This window comes from Geodermatophilus sp. SYSU D00814 (genome assembly GCF_054050055.1).
Window position 1 is genome coordinate 106,786 of record NZ_JBJGYP010000010.1, and the last position, 14,953, is coordinate 121,738.

The following is a 14,953-nucleotide window of genomic DNA, read 5'->3' on the forward strand; positions in this document are numbered from 1 at the left end:
GCGGTCCGCCGCAGGTCAGCCCAGCCGCGCCTCGCAGGTGCCCTGCTCCTCGTAGGGCAGCCGGCCCGCGCACGTGCCGGCGTAGTCCTCGTAGGGCGAGCCGATGGGGGTCTCCAGCCACAGCCGGTCGCAGGCCGCCCAGTCACCGGCGAAGCAGGCCTCGGCCAGCGGCTGGTAGGTGGCGTCGTCGCCCAGCCCGGTGGGCGGGGTGGGGTCGGCCGGCGTCGTCGTGCCCAGCCGCTCCTGGCAGGCGTTGGTCTGGTACGGCACGCGGCCGGCGCAGGTGCCGGCGTACTGCTCGTACTGCGAGCCCGAGGGCGTCAGCCGCCACAGCTCGTCGCAGGCGGCGAAGTCCCCGTCGAAGCAGGCCTGGGCCAGCGGCTGGTAGGTGGCGTCGTCGCCCAGCCCGGTGGGCGGCACCGGCGCCGCCACGGACCCGCCCCCGGGGGTCGGCGGGGGTGGCGGGCTCGACGGCGACGGGGTCGGGGGCCGCGGCGAGCTCGAGGTGGACGGGCTCGACGACGACGGGCTCGACGACGACGGGCTCGACGACGGCCCGGCGGAGGACGAGGAGGCGCTCGTCGTCCGGGGCGGGTCGGCGACGGGGGTGTCGCTGTCGCGGAGCAGGAAGAACAGCAGCACGCCCAGGCCGGCGACCACCAGGACGCCGACGACACCCAGCACGACCGCCAGGTTCCTCCGCTTCTGCGGCGGCGGCTGCTGGCCGTACTGCTGGCCGTACTGCTGCGGGAACTGTTGGGTCGGGTCGTAGCCGGGCTGCTGTCCGTACGGCTGTCCGTACGGCTGCCCGTACGGCTGGCCGTACTGCTGCGGGAACTGCTGGGTCGGGTCGTGGCCGGGCTGCTGGCCGTACTGCTGCCCGTACTGGGGGCCGTACTGCTGCGGGTACGGCTGCTGCCCGTACGGCTGCTCCGGGTCGGGCCGGCCGAGGGGCGCGGTCTGCTCGCGCGGCTCTCCGCCGTGCTCACCGGGCCGGAACTGCGTGGTGGGCGGAGCCGGCTGACCGAGCCGCCGCGTCGGTTCCTCGGGCGGACCCCACCCCTGCTGCCCGGGCTGCCGGCCCGCGGGGTCCTCGCCGCCCTGCGGCGGGTACGGCGGCTGCGCCATCGCGGGAACTCCTCGGTCCGGGTGCTGGCGGGGCCAGGCTAGGTCCGCAGGACCGGCGCCGACCAGCACCTCCGGGTCACGGGATCGCCGCGACCCGGCTCCCCCCCTACTCGAGGTCGGTGCAGGACACGACCGCCCAGGCCTTCACCCGGCCGCCGCAGGTGAGCGCGTACTCCTCGTAGTCCGACAGCGGTGGGGAGGCGGCGAAGAGGTCGTCGCAGGACTGCAGGTCGCCGTCGAAGCACTGCTGGGCGTAGCCGTCGAGCACCGGGTCGGGCCCGAGGTCACCCGGCGCCACCGGGGCGGACTGCTCGACCTCCTCCACGGTCCCGCTCACGTACGCACCGGCGCCGCCGGAGAGCGCGTCGGCCACCGACGTCCCCATGGCCTCGCCCGCCGCCCGGCCGGCGTCCTCCGCGACCCCGCGCAGCAGCACCACCGCGACGACGGCGGCGAGGACCAGGCCCACGACGAGCCCGGCGGCGACGACCGCGGCGCCGCCCAGACCGGCCCGGGCCGCGGGCAGGGGCACGGCGGGCGCTGCGGGCGGGACGGGAGGCCGCCCGGCGGCGGGGTCCCACGTCCCCCAGGGCGTCCAGCCCCCGACGGGGACCGTGCCGGGTGCGGGGTGTTGCGGGTGGGTCACGGAGCCTCCTGGGACCGGGGTGTCCGGCGCACGGTAGGAGCCCGGCCGGCGCGGGCCGGGGTGCCGCTCCGGGCCCGCGCGCAGCAGGGGGCGCGGGGGTCCTCCTAAGGTCACGGCTGCAGCACAGAACCCACCGACACCACACGGGAGCCAGCGTGGCCACCGAGCAGGACCACCGCATCGAACGAGACTCCATGGGGGAGGTCCGTGTGCCCGCGTGGGCGAAGTGGCGGGCCCAGACGCAGCGCGCCGTCGAGAACTTCCCCATCTCCGGCACGCCCGTCGAGCGCGAGCTCATCGCCGCCCTGGCCGCCATCAAGGGCGCCGCGGCGCGGGTCAACGCCGACCTCGGGGTGCTCGACGGCGACGTCGCCGCCGCCATCGCCGACGCCGCCGCCGAGGTGGTCTCCGGCTCCTGGGACGACCACTTCCCCATCGACGTGTTCCAGACCGGCTCGGGCACGTCGAGCAACATGAACACCAACGAGGTCATCGCGACGCTGGCCACCGAGGCCAGTGGCACGTCGGTGCACCCCAACGACCACGTCAACGCGTCGCAGTCGTCCAACGACGTCTTCCCCTCGGCCATCCACGTGGCGGCCACCCGCGCGATCGTGCGCGACCTCGTCCCGGCGCTGCGGCACCTGGAGGCCTCGCTGTCGCGCAAGGCGCAGGAGTTCGCCGAGGTGGTCAAGAGCGGCCGCACCCACCTCATGGACGCCACCCCGGTCACCCTCGGCCAGGAGTTCGGCGGGTACGCCGCCACGATCCGCTACGGCGTCGAGCGGCTCGAGGCCTCGCTGCCGCGCATCGGTGAGCTGCCGCTGGGCGGCACCGCCGTCGGCACCGGGATCAACACCCCGCCCGGGTTCGCCGCGGCCATCATCGAGCGGCTCGCCGCGGAGCTGGAGCTGCCGCTGACCGAGGCCCGCGACCACTTCGAGGCGCAGAGCTCGCGCGACAGCCTGGTCGAGGCCTCCGGGCAGCTGAAGACGATCGCCGTCGGCCTGGTGAAGATCGCCAACGACCTGCGCTGGATGGGCTCGGGCCCGCGCACCGGCCTGGCCGAGATCAACCTCCCCGACCTGCAGCCGGGCAGCTCGATCATGCCGGGCAAGGTGAACCCGGTGATCCCCGAGGCGACCATCCAGGTGGCCGCGCAGGTCATTGGCAACGACGCCGCGGTCACCTTCGCCGGCACCACCGGCGTCTTCGAGCTCAACGTGACGCTGCCGCTGATGGCGCGCAACGTGCTCGAGTCGATCCGGCTGCTCGCCAACGTCAGCCGCGTCCTCGCCGACCGCTGCGTCGACGGGATCACCGCCAACGTCGAGCGCTGCCGCGAGTACGCCGAGTCCTCGCCGTCGATCGTCACGCCGCTGAACAGGTACATCGGCTACGAGGAGGCGGCCAAGGTCGCCAAGCAGTCGCTGGCCGAGCAGAAGACGATCCGCCAGGTCGTCCTCGAGCGGGGCTACGTCGAGCAGGGCAAGCTCACCGAGGCCCAGCTCGACGAGGCCCTCGACGTCCTGTCGATGACCCACCCCTGACCCGCCGCCGGGTGGGCCGGGACCCCGGCCCACCCGGCGGGAGGACCGTCCGTGTCGTCGGACGGGCCCGACGCCAGTAGCGTCGGACCACCATGACCGAGACAGCCAGCACCGCAGCCGACAGCGCCGCGGCCGACCGCGCCCCCGAGGTATCTCTCCGGCACCCGGGAGGTGAGCTCCCGCTGCGCGTGGTGCCCGCGACCGAGGGGTCCGACGGGCTCGACGTCTCCAAGCTGCTGGCCACCACGGGCCAGGTCGCCCTCGACATCGGTTTCGTCAACACCGCCTCGTGCACCTCGGCGATCACCTACATCGACGGCGACGCCGGCGTCCTGCGCTACCGCGGCTACCCGATCGACCAGCTCGCCGGGAAGGCGAGCTTCCTCGAGGTCACCTACCTGCTCATCTACGGCGAGCTGCCGACGGCCGACCAGCTGGCCGAGTTCGACAGCCGGCTGCGCCGGCACACCCTGCTGCACGAGGACCTCAAGCAGTTCTTCCGGGGCTTCCCGCGCGACGCGCACCCGATGCCGGTGCTGTCCTCGGCGGTCAGCGCCCTGTCGACCTTCTACCAGGACTCGCTGGACCCCTTCGACGCCGAGCACGTGGAGATCTCCACCATCCGGCTGCTGGCCAAGCTCCCGACGATCGCCGCCTACGCGTACAAGAAGTCCGTCGGCCAGCCGTTCCTCTACCCGGACAACTCCCTCGGCCTGGTCGAGAACTTCCTGCGGATGACCTTCGGCTTCCCCGCCGAGCCCTACGAGGTCGACCCCGAGCTGGCCGCCGCGCTCGACATGCTCTTCGTGCTGCACGCCGACCACGAGCAGAACTGCTCGACGTCGACCGTGCGGCTGGTCGGCTCCTCGCACGCCAACCTCTTCGCCTCGGTCTCGGCCGGCATCAACGCGCTGTTCGGCCCGCTGCACGGCGGGGCCAACCAGTCGGTGCTGGAGATGCTGGAGTCCATCCAGCGCGAGGGCGGGGACATCCCGGCGTTCGTCGAGCGGGTGAAGCGCAAGGAGCCCGGCGTCAAGCTGATGGGCTTCGGCCACCGGGTCTACAAGAACTACGACCCGCGCGCGGCGATCGTGAAGCAGACCGCCGACACCGTGCTCGACAAGCTCGGCGGGGACAACCAACTGCTCGACCTGGCCCGCCAGCTCGAGGAGATCGCGCTGTCCGACGACTACTTCATCGAGCGCAAGCTCTACCCGAACGTCGACTTCTACACCGGGCTGATCTACCGGGCGATGGGCTTCCCGACGCGGATGTTCACCGTGCTGTTCGCCCTCGGCCGGCTGCCCGGCTGGATCGCGCAGTGGCGGGAGATGATCGACGACCCGTCCACGAAGATCGGCCGGCCCCGGCAGGTGTACACCGGCGAGACCGAGCGGGCCTTCGTCCCGCTCGACGAGCGCTGACGACGGCGCCGGTGGGCGGCGAGCCGGCCGAGGACCTCCTGGTCCTGCCCCCGATCCCCCTGGCGACCGGCCGCCTGCTGCGTGACGACGACGACCGGGTGCGGGTGGTCACCGCCGTCGAGCTCGTGGTGTCCACCGCGGACGGGGGCGAGCACCGCATCGCCCTCGTCCCCCGGCACGGCGCCTGGTGGCCCCCCGACCGCTGACCTCCTCCGGGCACTTCCGCGGAAGTGCCCGGACCGGGCCGGCCCGACCTGGGCACTTCCGCGGAAGTGCACGAGCCGGGCCGGCCCCACGGGTGCACTTCCGCGGACGTGCCCGTCCCTGCGTCCCCCGGGCGGGCGGACCTCCTCCCCCGCGGGGGTGAGGTCGCCCGCCCGCTCCCTCCTCCGGGTCCCCCGACCGGCCGATCCGACGGCGAGCGCTCCACCACGGAGCGCGGCCACGCCAGTCGAGACCGCCGGGGGACCACGCCGTGCCTGCACCGCGCACGCCCGCTCCCCCGCGCACCCGGGCGGCCGGCCCCCGCCGCGAGCTCACCGCCCGCGAGGCCGAGGCCCTGCGCGCTCTGCTGGCCGCCCGCGACGCCGGACGTCCGGGCAGCCGGCGCCCCGCGACGCGCCGGACGCCGCCGAAGCGCCGGAGGGCCGCCCGCCGGCACCACCTGCGCGCACAGCTGCGCGGTCCCTGGCGTCCCCGGCTGCTCGTCGTCGGGCTGGCCACCCTGCTGGTGCCGGCGCTGTCGGTGCCGCTCGCCCCCACCACCTCCGCGCCCGGTTCGGCCTCGGTGGCCGGTGACCCGGCCGGGCTGGCGCTGGCCGCCCGCAGCACGCTGCTGCAGGACGCCGACGCCTACCGCCGGCTGCAGGCCGAGATCGGCGCCCGCCGCGCCGAGCTCACCGACGCCACCGCCGCCGCGCAGGCCGCCCGCGCCGCCGTGGCCGCGGAGCGGGGCACCGTCGGCGCCGCCGCGGCCGACCTCTACCGCGCCCCGGCCACCGGGCGGATGCCGGTGCTCGCGCTGGACGCCGACACCCCCGTCACCACCCCCGACGTGCTGTACCTGCAGGCACTGGCCGACCGCGCCGACGGCGACCGGGAGGCCGCCGTCGTCCGGGCCCAGCGCGCCGCGGCCGCCGCCGAGGCCGCCGAGGACCGCGTGGCCTCGGCGCAGGCCGCCCTCGACGGTGCCACCGCGCAGGCCCGCACGCTGCTGGCCGGGGTCCGGGAGACCGCCGGCGACCTCGGCCTCGACGTCGCCGCGCAGCTGGCCGCGCTGGACACCGTGCCCGCCGCCGGCGAGCAGCAGGCACGCAACGCCGCGGCGCTGCAGCGCTGGCAGGCCTCCCTCGCCGAGCTGGCGTCGGCCGGCATCGAGCCGCCGTCGGCCGCCGAGCTGGCCGACCCGGGCCGGCTGCCCGACGGCTTCTCCCCCGCCCTCGACGCCGCCGGCCAGGCCGTGCCCGGCGTGGCCTGGGCCGTCGCCGGCAACCACCCGGTCACGGTGCTCCCCGCCGAGACGGTGACCGCGGTCAGCAGCGCGCTGTCGATGGCCGGGCGGCCCTACGCCCCCGGCGCCACCGGCCCGGACGGCTTCGACTGCGGCGGTCTCACCGCGGCGGCGTGGCTGCTGGCCGGGTACGACCTGCCGGCCACCGCGGCCGGGCAGTGGGCGGCAGCCACGGTCGTGCCCGCCACGCAGCTGCAGGTCGGCGACCTGGTCGTCTCCGACGGCGGCTCCGACGTCGGGCTCTACCTGGGCGAGGGCGAGGTGCTGGGCGCCTCGGCCGCCACCTACCGGGTGGGCGTGCGGCCGCTGCCCGACGACGCCCGCGCGGTGCGGGTGACCCTGCCCGCCCCGGCGCAGCCCAACGCGCCGCTGCCGGCGACGGCGTCGGGCCGGGGTGCCTGTGGCGCTCCCCCGCCGCCGGCCGGGCCGGTCAGCCCCGCCTGGGGTGGCTGGCGCAACGGCCGGATCCCGGTCGAGGCGCTGTGCCCGATCGCCCGCGGCCACGCGCTGCGCTGCGACGCCGCGGCCGGGTACGCCGCGCTCGCCGCGGCCTTCGAGGCGCAGTTCGGCCGCCCGCTGTGCATCACCGACTCCTACCGGTCGATGACCGCGCAGATCGACGCTTTCCGCCGCAAGCCAGCGCTGGCCGCGGTGCCGGGCACGTCGAACCACGGGTGGGCGCTGGCGGTCGACCTGTGCGGCGGGATCAACGTCGCCGGCACGCCGCAGTGGCGGTGGATGACGGAGAACGCGGCGCGGTTCGGGTTCGTCAACCCCGACTGGGCCCGCCCCGGCGGCGAGAAGCCCGAGCCCTGGCACTGGGAGTTCGGCGACCTGGCCGACGCGGCATAGGAAGCAACACCCACGTCCTGCAGTGCAGGACGCGGGTAGAGCTTCCTATGCCTCGTTCAGAGCCAGCGGAGGGCGGACAGGCCGGACCAGGGCAGCCGCACGCAGGCCTCCCCGGTCAGGCCGGCCAGCCGGTCGGCCACCCCGGCCACCGCACAGGCCAGCGGCCGCGCCGGCGTGACGACGACGTGCGGGTCGCGCAGCGGCAGTCCCGCGTCGGCGATCCGGGCGAGCAGCCGGTCGGGCGCGGCCAGCGCGGCGGTGGCCAGCACCGGCGCGCCGGGGTGCGACCACAGCGCCACCGGGCCCTCGACCCGCAGCACGCCCCCCGCGTCGGCGGCGCGCGCGGTGGCACCGGCCCGGGTGCGGGCGACGGCGTCGGCGTCGGCGCGGTCCGACGGCGTCCACGCGACGGTGCGCTCACCGCGGCGGACGACGACCTGCCAGCCCACGGCCGACCGCGCCCCGTCGGTCCAGTCGAGCACCGCGACCCCGCTGCGCGCGGCGGCGGCGTCGCTGACCGGGCGCCCGGCCACGACGGCGGTCAGCGCGGCGGCGACACCGTCGGCGGTGGGCGCCACGCCGGCGTCGGTCATGTCCTCGGCGAGATCGCGCAGCGGCATCCGGGTGCGGCGCTCGTCCTCGGCGAGGACCAGCACGGGGCCGCCGGAGGGGTCGGTGAGGACGGCGGCGCGCAGGCCCCCGGTGGCCAGCACCGGCAGCACCGCGGCGGCGGCGGCGCGGACGTCGTCGACGGCGACCGCGGCCGGGCGCAGCCGCGACAGCAGGCCCGTCCCCGGGCGCAGCGCGCGCGAGGACGTCACGGGCGGCGTCCCGCCAGGGCGGCGCGCAGCGCGGCCGGCAGCGCGGCGAGGCCGAGCACGCTGTCGAGCTCCTCGGCCGACAGCCGCACCGGCAGGACGTCGTCGGGCCAGCCGGTCACCCGGCGGACACGGGCCGCGGGGCCGGGCCAGACGGCCTCGCGGGCGGCGGCGACGTGCAGCTCGGTGAGCACGTCGGCGAGGTGGACGGCGTCGACCGGGTGCAGCTCCGGGGCGTCCAGCGAGGCCCGCACGACGGTGGCCAGCAGCTCGCGGTCGGCCGCCGAGAGCCAGTGCGGCAGCAGGACGACGGCGGGGTCGCCCGCGGGCAGCACGCTCACCGCACCCTCCCCCCGTCGGCGCATCGGGTCCCGGCCGCGCGGCGCGGCGGCGGGCACTCCCGGTTCCGCTCTGGATATCGGCAGGCGAGAGCCCGGGTGTACCCGTCAGGTGCGGACTCCTGCGGTCCGTTCACCCACGCGTCACTCGGACAGCTCGGTCAACCGGTCCTTGAGCGCGCGCTCGACGCGGTCGGCGTGCACGTTCATGTTGCGGACCGAGGTGCCGAGGTCGGCCGACACCTGCGTCTTGGTCTGCCCGCCCCAGGTGGTCAGGTACCAGGTGGCCCAGCCGAGCACGTTGGGCTGCGCGGCGCGCTGGCCGCGTGCGGCGGTCGGGTCGGGGGCGCAGGCGGCGGTCAGCGCGTGCGACAGCAGCGTCTGCTCGGCCTCGTCCATGATCTGGTCGGGCGCCTCGGTGGAGTCGGGCACCAGCACCTCGGCCGCGTCGGGCCCGCCGTCGAGGGACTGCAGGTTGCGCAGGCCCGAGAGGGTGGCGACGGTCTGCGCGTTGCGGCGCAGCGTCTCGACGCTCTGGCCCAGGTAGGCGGCCAGCTCCCGCTCGGTGGGCCGCCGCTGGTGCTCGGCCTGGAACGCGGCGATCGCCTTCTGCTGGCGGTTCTCGGTGTCGGCCGCCGTCCGGCCGTGGGCGCTGCGGCCCAGGTCGTGCACCCACTTCGACAGCTGGGTGGCGAGGAAGGCCCCGAACGGCACGCCCTTGGTCTCGTCGTACTGGCCGACGGCCTTGAGGATCCACTCGGCGACCTGCTGGTGCAGGTCGTCGGGGTCGGGCACGTGCATCCGCAGGGTGCTGGAGTTGCGCTGCAGCCGCTTGAGGCTGACGGGGTGGTAGTGCCGGCACAGGTCCTCGAGGAAGGCCGGCGGCAGGTCGCGCGGGGCGCGGCGGCGGACGCCGGCCTCGGCACGCAGGCCCACGGTGGCGCAGCCGCGGCCGGCGCACCACGCGCGGACCCAGTCGGCGAGGACCTGGCCCTGACCGCAGGGGCCGTCGACCCGGTAGAGGCCCTCCCCCTCGTCGTGGCTGACCGTGACGCCGTCGGGCAGGTCGGCGCGGAACTCGGCCAGCGGCAGGTCGCGGTCGACCCGGAAGTGCACCCGGTCGCGGGCGCTGATCGGGACGGCCGCGAAGCCCTCGGCCTCGGGGATGCCGCCGAAGACGAGCGGCGCGCGGGTGCCGGCGTCGGCCGGCCGGTCGGCAGCGGAGGTGGTCACCGGGGTCTCCAGACGATCGCGGGGCGACGGTGCGGCGGGGTGCTGGAACGGCCCTCCTGCAGGGGCCCGCCACGAGCGGAGCGAGTGGTGGGGGCAGGAGGGTCCTCGCTCAGGCGGACGCGTAGGCGACCGGGGCCGGCTCGAGCAGCTCGTCGGCGACCTGCAGCAGGGCCTCGGCGGCGGCGCGCTCGGCGGCGGCCGGCTCGGTGGCGTAGACCGGCATGTGGTCGTACAGCATGGTGAAGACGTCGCTGACGAAGGCGTAGGCGGCCTGCGCCTGCGGCGAGAAGCGGGCGATGCCGGCGCGGGGGCCCAGCTCGACGCCCACGGTCACCCGGACGACGCGCTCGTCCTTGGCCAGGCCGGTGACCGAGAAGGCGACCGCGGGGTGCGCGGCGGCCAGGGCCGAGAGCTCGGCCAGGCAGCGGCGGGTCGACCCGCGACGCGGCCGCAGCTGCACGTGCACGACGACGGTCTCGTCGGCCTGCGGGATCTCTGCCATCACGCTCTGCTGCATCTCCATCGCCCCCTGTGTCGTGCTCGGGGGCAACTCTGTCGCAGAAGCGGACGGTGACGGGCACACAACTCGCCGTGCCCTCTGCAATCCGCGGGCAGACCTTCGTCAGGTCTTGCCCGTGCGGACGGGGCCTCCGCCGGGGCGGGCCCGCGCTCCGGCAGGAGTTGCCGAGGCGCGGGCCGGCCGTCCGTGCGAGTCGTGCCAGTCGTGGCAGTCGTGGCAGTCGTTCAGTCGTTCAGTGGCCGCGGGCCTCCGGCGGGGCGGGGGGACCGCCGGCCGCGGGGGCGAAGGCGGCGAGGGCGCCGAGGGTGTCCGCGGTGACCTGGGCGGCGAGCAGGTTGGCCTCGGCGATCTGCCGGTAGACCTCCTCGCGGTGGATGGTCACCTCACGGGGGGCCTTGAAGCCGAGGCGGACGGTGCCACCGCGGACCTCGACGACGTGGACCTCGATGTCGTCGCCGATGCGGATCGTCTCGCCGACGCTGCGGGTGAGTGTGAGCACGGGTACCCCTCCATGGGTGTGTGGTGGCCCTCCTGGCGCGGGCCCCGTCCGAGGAGGACGGGGTCTCCTCCTCCTATCGGCGCAGGGGACGCCGGATCGGAAGACGGCCGTCGGGCAGGACCACCTGAGTGGCCCGCCAGTTCGCCGGGTTGAGCACGACCGGGGCGCGCAGGTTCGCCGTCGCCGCTGCCACCCCCTCGGCCGGGACGGTGACCAGGCAGAACAGCAGGGCGTCGGCGGCGTCGTCGAGGTCGAGGTCGGCGAGCACCTGCCGCGGCAGCGACGGCGCGTAGTCCGGGAACCACCGGGCCGGGGGGATGGCCAGGAAGCGCGGACCGTCGGCGTCCATCGACTGCAGCCAGAACAGCAGCCCGTCGCCGTCGGCCGTGACGAGCACGTAGTCACGGCAGTCGGGGAAGCCGGGCAGCGGCGCGACCATGCCCAGCAGCGGCAGGGTGACCACGGAGGCGAGCGTCACCGGAGGAAGTCCAGGAGCGTGGGCTGGATCGCCTTGGCCGTCGCCGCGAGCGCCGTCTCGTACCCGATCTGCTGCATCTGCAACTTCATGATCGTGTGGGGGAGGTCGATGTTCTCGACCTCCGACAGCTGGGAGGACAGCGACAGCGCGCGGTCCGCGCCGATCTCCTCCAGCCGCTCGATGCGCGCCCCGCGCACACCGACGCTGGCGAGCGCGTCGAGCATGCCGGCCATGACGTCGTCGAGCGCCTGGAGGTGGCCGGAGAGCGCGGAGGGGTCCGCGGTCGCGTCCGTGGCGATCGCCTGGACGACGCCGAAGAGGTCACCGGGGCCGGCACCGAAGGCGGCCGGTCCGGTCACGTTGACGGCCATGACCTCGCCGTCGGACACCCGCCGGTTGACGTCACCGGCGGTGCCGACGTAGGCGCCGGCGGTGTCGTAAGCGGCCGGGCCGGACGTCGTCCCACCGAACAGCGGGCGCCCCTGCGAGCGGGTGTTGGCCAGCGCGATGAGCCCCTCGCGCAGCGAGGTCACCTCGGTCGCGATGGCCTGGCGGCCGGTGGCGGAGAGTGCGCCGTCGTTGGACGCCTGCAGCGCCAGGTCCCGCACCCGCTGGGTGTGCTGGACCATCGTCTGCAGCGTCGAGTCGGTCTGCTCCAGCCACGCCTTGGCGTCGGCGACCGCACGGGACTGCTGGTCGACGGCGGCCTGGTTCGACCGGATCTGCATCGCCCGGTTGGTGCCCGTGGGCGAGTCCGACGGCGCGCTGATCTTCCGGCCGGAGGTGAGCTGCTGCTGCAGCTTCCCGATCTGGTCGAGGTTGCGGTTGAGGCCCTGCAGGCTGGTGGTCGCGACGGCGCGCTGGGTGATCCTCACGCCGCTCACCGACCCACGACGCCGGTGCGGTTGATGAGCTGGTCGAGCATCTCGTCGATCGTGGTGACCAGCCGTCCCGCGGCGGAGTAGGCGTGCTGGTACGAGAGCATGTTCGTCATCTCCTCGTCGAGGTTCACCCCGGCCACGGAGTCGCGCGCCGCGTCGACCTGCGTGGTGACGACGCCCTGGATCTCGAGGCTGCGCGCCGCGACGGAGGTCTGGACGCCGAGCTCGACCACCGTCCGCCGGTAGGTCGCGTCCAGGCCGGTGGGCGACAGCCGCAGCTGGGCGATCCGGTCGGCAACCGAGTTGTCGAGCGAGGGGGTCCCCGCGGTCGGCGGCTCCCCCGAGGCGGCGAGCTTCCTCGGGTCGGTGACGAGCACCCTCAGGGAGGCCGCGGTGACCGGCCCCCCGCTCGACCCGAGCAGCGGCGTCCCCGGGGCCCCGTCCAGGTCGTAGGCCCCGGTCGTGTGGACCGCGTTGAGCGACGTCGCCAGGTCCACGGCGAGGTCGTCGAGCGCGTCGCGGTACCGCGGCAGGAGCCGGGTGAGGGCGTCCAGCTGCCCGCCGGCGGTGCCGCCGGGGACGACGGCCAGGTTGCCCCGGGCGGTCTGGATGCGCGGCGGGTCGGCCGGCGGGTTGACGGCGGGGTCGATGCCGGCCGGGTCGTCGGTGCCGACGACGGTCAGCTCGGTGGCGGCCGCCCCGGAGACCAGGACGATCCCGCCGACCGAGACGTCGACGACGCCGTCGGGCCGGTGCTGGACGGTGGCGCCCACCTTGTCGGCCAGGTCCATCACCAGCAGGTCGCGCTTGTCGGTGAGCTCGTTGACCGGCATCCCACTCTGCGCCGAGCGCTGGATGGCCTGGTTGAGCTCAGCGATGGTGGCGGCTGCGGAGTTGACGTCGGCGACGAGGACCCGCAGGTTCTCCCGCGTGCGGGACCACTCCGCGTCGATGGTGGTCTGGCTGGTCCGGATCCCGTCGACGAGGGCGCCGAGGCGCTCGAGCACCTGACCGCGCACCGCGGTGTTGTCCGGACTGTTGGCGACGTCGTCCCAGCCGGCCCACATGTCCGACAGCAGACTCTGGATGCCCGACTTGCCGGGCTCGCGCAGCGCCTGCTCGACCTGGCGCAGCGCCTCGGTCTCGGCGGTCAGCCGGGCCTGGTTCGCGTGCTCGGTGTGGCCCCGGGCCTCCAGGAAGGCGTCGCGGATGCGCAGCACCTCGTCGGCGGAGACACCCCCGGTCAGTCCGCGGTCGACGGAGTGCACGGCCGGGACGGCGGTGCCGCCCATCGCCTGGAGGTCCACCCGCTGACGGGAGTAGCCGTCGGTGTTGACGTTGGCGATGTTCTGGCCGGTGACGTCGAGGGCGCGCCGCTGCGCCCAGAGCGCCGTCGAGGCGGTGTTCAGACCGCCGAACGTGCTGCTCACAGGGCACCGTCGAGAGTCACGGCGCGGGAGGAGCCGGCCTCGGAGCGACCGCTGGCGCCGTAGGTGCCGGCGGAGGGGTGGCGCACCGACAGCAGCGCGTCGCCGATCGCGGCCAGGCCGCCCTCGATGAGCTCGCGGTTGGCGTCGGAGAGGCTGCGCAGGTCGGTGACCAGCACCAGCAGCGCCTCGTGGTGGCGGGCCAGCAGGTCGTTCCACGGCGCCGGCGCGGCCTCGGCCAACTGGCGCAGCGAGGGGTTGACCCCGGTGCCCAGCCGGACGGCGATCGCCTCGGTGGCCGCGGCGCGCTCGACCTCGAGCGTCCGCAGCTGGTCGAGGACGACCTCGATCTCGTGGGCGATGCGCGCCAGCCAGCGCGTCTTGCCCGACAGGATCAGGTACTGCTTCTCCTCCGCCTTGAACAGCAGCAGGTCCAGCAGCTCCTGCTCCCGCCACAGCAGCGTCGACAGGTGCTGGTAGTCCACGTCCGCCACCGCCTCCCTCGTCCCCGGCGGGGGCCTCCCGCCGTCCGCGCCATGCCCTCGGACCGTCGGCAGCGGGCAACGGCCCCTCAAGCCGAGATCGCAGGATTGGCAGGAGTTGTGCGTCCGGGGCGGGAGGGTCCCTGCCGAGTAGGGCACCGTGCCAGCTGCCCGCTCCCCGGTGACCGAGCGCCCCGTCGCCGCGCGCCCCGCTCCCCCGCTGTCCGCCGCTGCCGCGCGGCCCGAGGTGCCGCGCCCGGACGCCCTGCGGTCGGAGGCCGAGGTCGCGGCGCTCGTGACCGCGCACCTGCCGCTGTGCTCCTTCGCGGTCAACGCGGTGGCCTCGCGCATCTCGCTGCCCGGCCACGTCAGTCGCGAGGACCTGCTCTCCTGCGCCAAGGTCGCGCTGGTCGAGGTGGCCCGCCGGTTCGACCCGTCGGCCGGCGCCACGTTCGCCACCTACGCCCTCCCCCGGCTGCAGGGCGCCGTCCTCGACGAGCTGCGCTCCGGGGACTGGGCCAGCCGCTCGGTGCGGGCCGCCGCCCGCCGCACCGACGCCGCGGCCGACGCGCTGACCGTCCGCCTGGGCCGGCCGCCCACGCGCGAGGAGCTCGCCGAGGACCTGGGGGTGCGCCGCGAGGAGCTCGAGGCGCTGCAGGTCGACGTGCACCGCGCCGTGATGGTCAGCATCGACGCCGAGACCGGCGGCGAGGGCGGCACGCTGGACCTGCCCGACCCCGGCGAGTCGCCCGAGCGGGCGGTGCTGCGCGGCGAGCGGGCCCGGTACCTGCAGGACGCCATCCGGGCGCTGCCCGACCGGCTCGACGAGGTCGTGGAGCGCAACTTCTTCGGCGGGGAGTCGCTCACCGACATCGCCGCCGACCTCGGGGTCACCCTCTCCCGCGTCTCGCAGATGCGCGCCCGCGCGCTGACCCTGTTGCACGCCGCCATGAGCGAGGTGTGGGAGGGCCGGCCGGTGGCGGCCGACGGCGGTGTCCGCGCGCGCAACCAGCAGCGGCTCTACGTCGACCGGGTGGCCGGGCGCGCCGTGCCACCCGTCGTGCCCGTCCCCCGCCACCGCGCCGGCTGGCAGGTCGCCTACGGAGCCGCCCGCCCCGCCTGAGTGAGGCCGGCGCGAAAAAGATCGAGGTTCGCCTCAAGCCCCGG

General features: G+C 75.5%; 16 protein-coding genes. 5 read left to right on the plus strand and 11 right to left on the minus strand.

Annotated features, from left to right (window positions below):
* Nucleotides 1-15 precede the first annotated feature (15 nt).
* Together ACI780_RS09925 and ACI780_RS09930 are read right to left on the minus strand one after the other, a co-directional pair.
* Nucleotides 16-1,128, minus strand: coding sequence for a hypothetical protein (locus tag ACI780_RS09925; protein ID WP_457002586.1), 1,113 nt, complete (start codon nucleotides 1,126-1,128; stop codon nucleotides 16-18).
* A 106-nt stretch (nucleotides 1,129-1,234) separates the two neighbouring features.
* The gene (locus ACI780_RS09930; protein ID WP_457002588.1) at nucleotides 1,235-1,774 is read right to left on the minus strand and encodes a hypothetical protein; all 540 of its coding nucleotides are present in this window, start codon (nucleotides 1,772-1,774) and stop codon (nucleotides 1,235-1,237) included.
* Nucleotides 1,775-1,929: 155 nt separating this feature from the next.
* Here ACI780_RS09930 and ACI780_RS09935 point away from each other — a divergent pair, with 155 nt between their 5' ends.
* From ACI780_RS09935 to ACI780_RS09950, 4 genes are all read left to right on the plus strand, one after another.
* Nucleotides 1,930-3,324, plus strand: coding sequence for a class II fumarate hydratase (locus ACI780_RS09935; protein WP_457002590.1), 1,395 nt, complete (start codon nucleotides 1,930-1,932; stop codon nucleotides 3,322-3,324).
* Nucleotides 3,325-3,416: 92 nt separating this feature from the next.
* Nucleotides 3,417-4,748 carry a citrate synthase gene (locus tag ACI780_RS09940; protein WP_457002593.1) on the plus strand — a complete coding sequence of 444 codons (1,332 nt, stop codon included), beginning with the start codon at nucleotides 3,417-3,419 and terminating at the stop codon, nucleotides 4,746-4,748.
* A gap of 11 nt (nucleotides 4,749-4,759) precedes the next feature.
* Nucleotides 4,760-4,954, plus strand: a complete 195-nt coding sequence (locus ACI780_RS09945) for a hypothetical protein (RefSeq protein WP_456873075.1) — start codon at nucleotides 4,760-4,762, stop codon at nucleotides 4,952-4,954.
* A 269-nt stretch (nucleotides 4,955-5,223) separates the two neighbouring features.
* Nucleotides 5,224-7,110 carry an NlpC/P60 family protein gene (locus tag ACI780_RS09950; protein WP_457002595.1) on the plus strand — a complete coding sequence of 629 codons (1,887 nt, stop codon included), beginning with the start codon at nucleotides 5,224-5,226 and terminating at the stop codon, nucleotides 7,108-7,110.
* A 56-nt stretch (nucleotides 7,111-7,166) separates the two neighbouring features.
* On the opposite strand, the gene ACI780_RS09955 is transcribed toward ACI780_RS09950, so the two are convergent.
* The 9 genes from ACI780_RS09955 to ACI780_RS09995 form a co-directional block, all read right to left on the minus strand.
* Nucleotides 7,167-7,931, minus strand: a complete 765-nt coding sequence (locus ACI780_RS09955; RefSeq protein WP_457002597.1) for a hypothetical protein — start codon at nucleotides 7,929-7,931, stop codon at nucleotides 7,167-7,169.
* Entirely contained in the window at nucleotides 7,928-8,269 is a 342-nt protein-coding gene (locus ACI780_RS09960; RefSeq protein WP_456869432.1) for a hypothetical protein, read from the minus strand. The genes ACI780_RS09955 and ACI780_RS09960 overlap by 4 nt, the downstream gene beginning before the upstream one ends.
* A gap of 141 nt (nucleotides 8,270-8,410) precedes the next feature.
* Nucleotides 8,411-9,499: a flagellar biosynthesis protein FliA gene (locus tag ACI780_RS09965; RefSeq protein ID WP_457002599.1), complete on the minus strand. Its 1,089-nt coding sequence runs from the start codon at nucleotides 9,497-9,499 to the stop codon at nucleotides 8,411-8,413.
* A 109-nt stretch (nucleotides 9,500-9,608) separates the two neighbouring features.
* Complete coding sequence (locus tag ACI780_RS09970; RefSeq protein ID WP_457002601.1) at nucleotides 9,609-10,001, minus strand: hypothetical protein; 393 nt, start codon at nucleotides 9,999-10,001, stop codon at nucleotides 9,609-9,611.
* 250 nt (nucleotides 10,002-10,251) lie between these two features.
* Entirely contained in the window at nucleotides 10,252-10,518 is a 267-nt protein-coding gene (gene csrA / locus ACI780_RS09975) for a carbon storage regulator CsrA (RefSeq protein WP_089404506.1), read from the minus strand.
* 73 nt (nucleotides 10,519-10,591) lie between these two features.
* Nucleotides 10,592-10,996 carry a flagellar assembly protein FliW gene (fliW, locus tag ACI780_RS09980; RefSeq protein ID WP_457002603.1) on the minus strand — a complete coding sequence of 135 codons (405 nt, stop codon included), beginning with the start codon at nucleotides 10,994-10,996 and terminating at the stop codon, nucleotides 10,592-10,594.
* Entirely contained in the window at nucleotides 10,993-11,871 is an 879-nt protein-coding gene (gene flgL, locus ACI780_RS09985; RefSeq protein WP_457002605.1) for a flagellar hook-associated protein FlgL, read from the minus strand. The genes fliW and flgL overlap by 4 nt, the downstream gene beginning before the upstream one ends.
* Before the next feature lie 5 nt (nucleotides 11,872-11,876).
* Nucleotides 11,877-13,307, minus strand: coding sequence for a flagellar hook-associated protein FlgK (flgK, locus tag ACI780_RS09990; RefSeq protein WP_457002607.1), 1,431 nt, complete (start codon nucleotides 13,305-13,307; stop codon nucleotides 11,877-11,879).
* Nucleotides 13,304-13,798, minus strand: a complete 495-nt coding sequence (locus tag ACI780_RS09995; RefSeq protein WP_457002609.1) for a flagellar protein FlgN — start codon at nucleotides 13,796-13,798, stop codon at nucleotides 13,304-13,306. The genes flgK and ACI780_RS09995 overlap by 4 nt, the downstream gene beginning before the upstream one ends.
* Before the next feature lie 148 nt (nucleotides 13,799-13,946).
* Between ACI780_RS09995 and ACI780_RS10000 the strand changes: the two genes are divergently transcribed.
* Nucleotides 13,947-14,909 carry a sigma-70 family RNA polymerase sigma factor gene (locus ACI780_RS10000; protein WP_457002611.1) on the plus strand — a complete coding sequence of 321 codons (963 nt, stop codon included), beginning with the start codon at nucleotides 13,947-13,949 and terminating at the stop codon, nucleotides 14,907-14,909.
* Nucleotides 14,910-14,953 lie beyond the last annotated feature (44 nt).

What these genes read in the sequence shown, in the direction of transcription:
- ACI780_RS09925 (WP_457002586.1), bottom strand. Translation starts at nt 1,128, where the DNA reads ATGGCGCAGCCGCCGTACCCGCCGCAGGGCGGCGAGGACCCCGCGGGC.
- ACI780_RS09940 (WP_457002593.1), top strand. Translation starts at nt 3,417, where the DNA reads ATGACCGAGACAGCCAGCACCGCAGCCGACAGCGCCGCGGCCGACCGC.
- ACI780_RS09970 (WP_457002601.1), bottom strand. Translation starts at nt 10,001, where the DNA reads ATGGCAGAGATCCCGCAGGCCGACGAGACCGTCGTCGTGCACGTGCAG.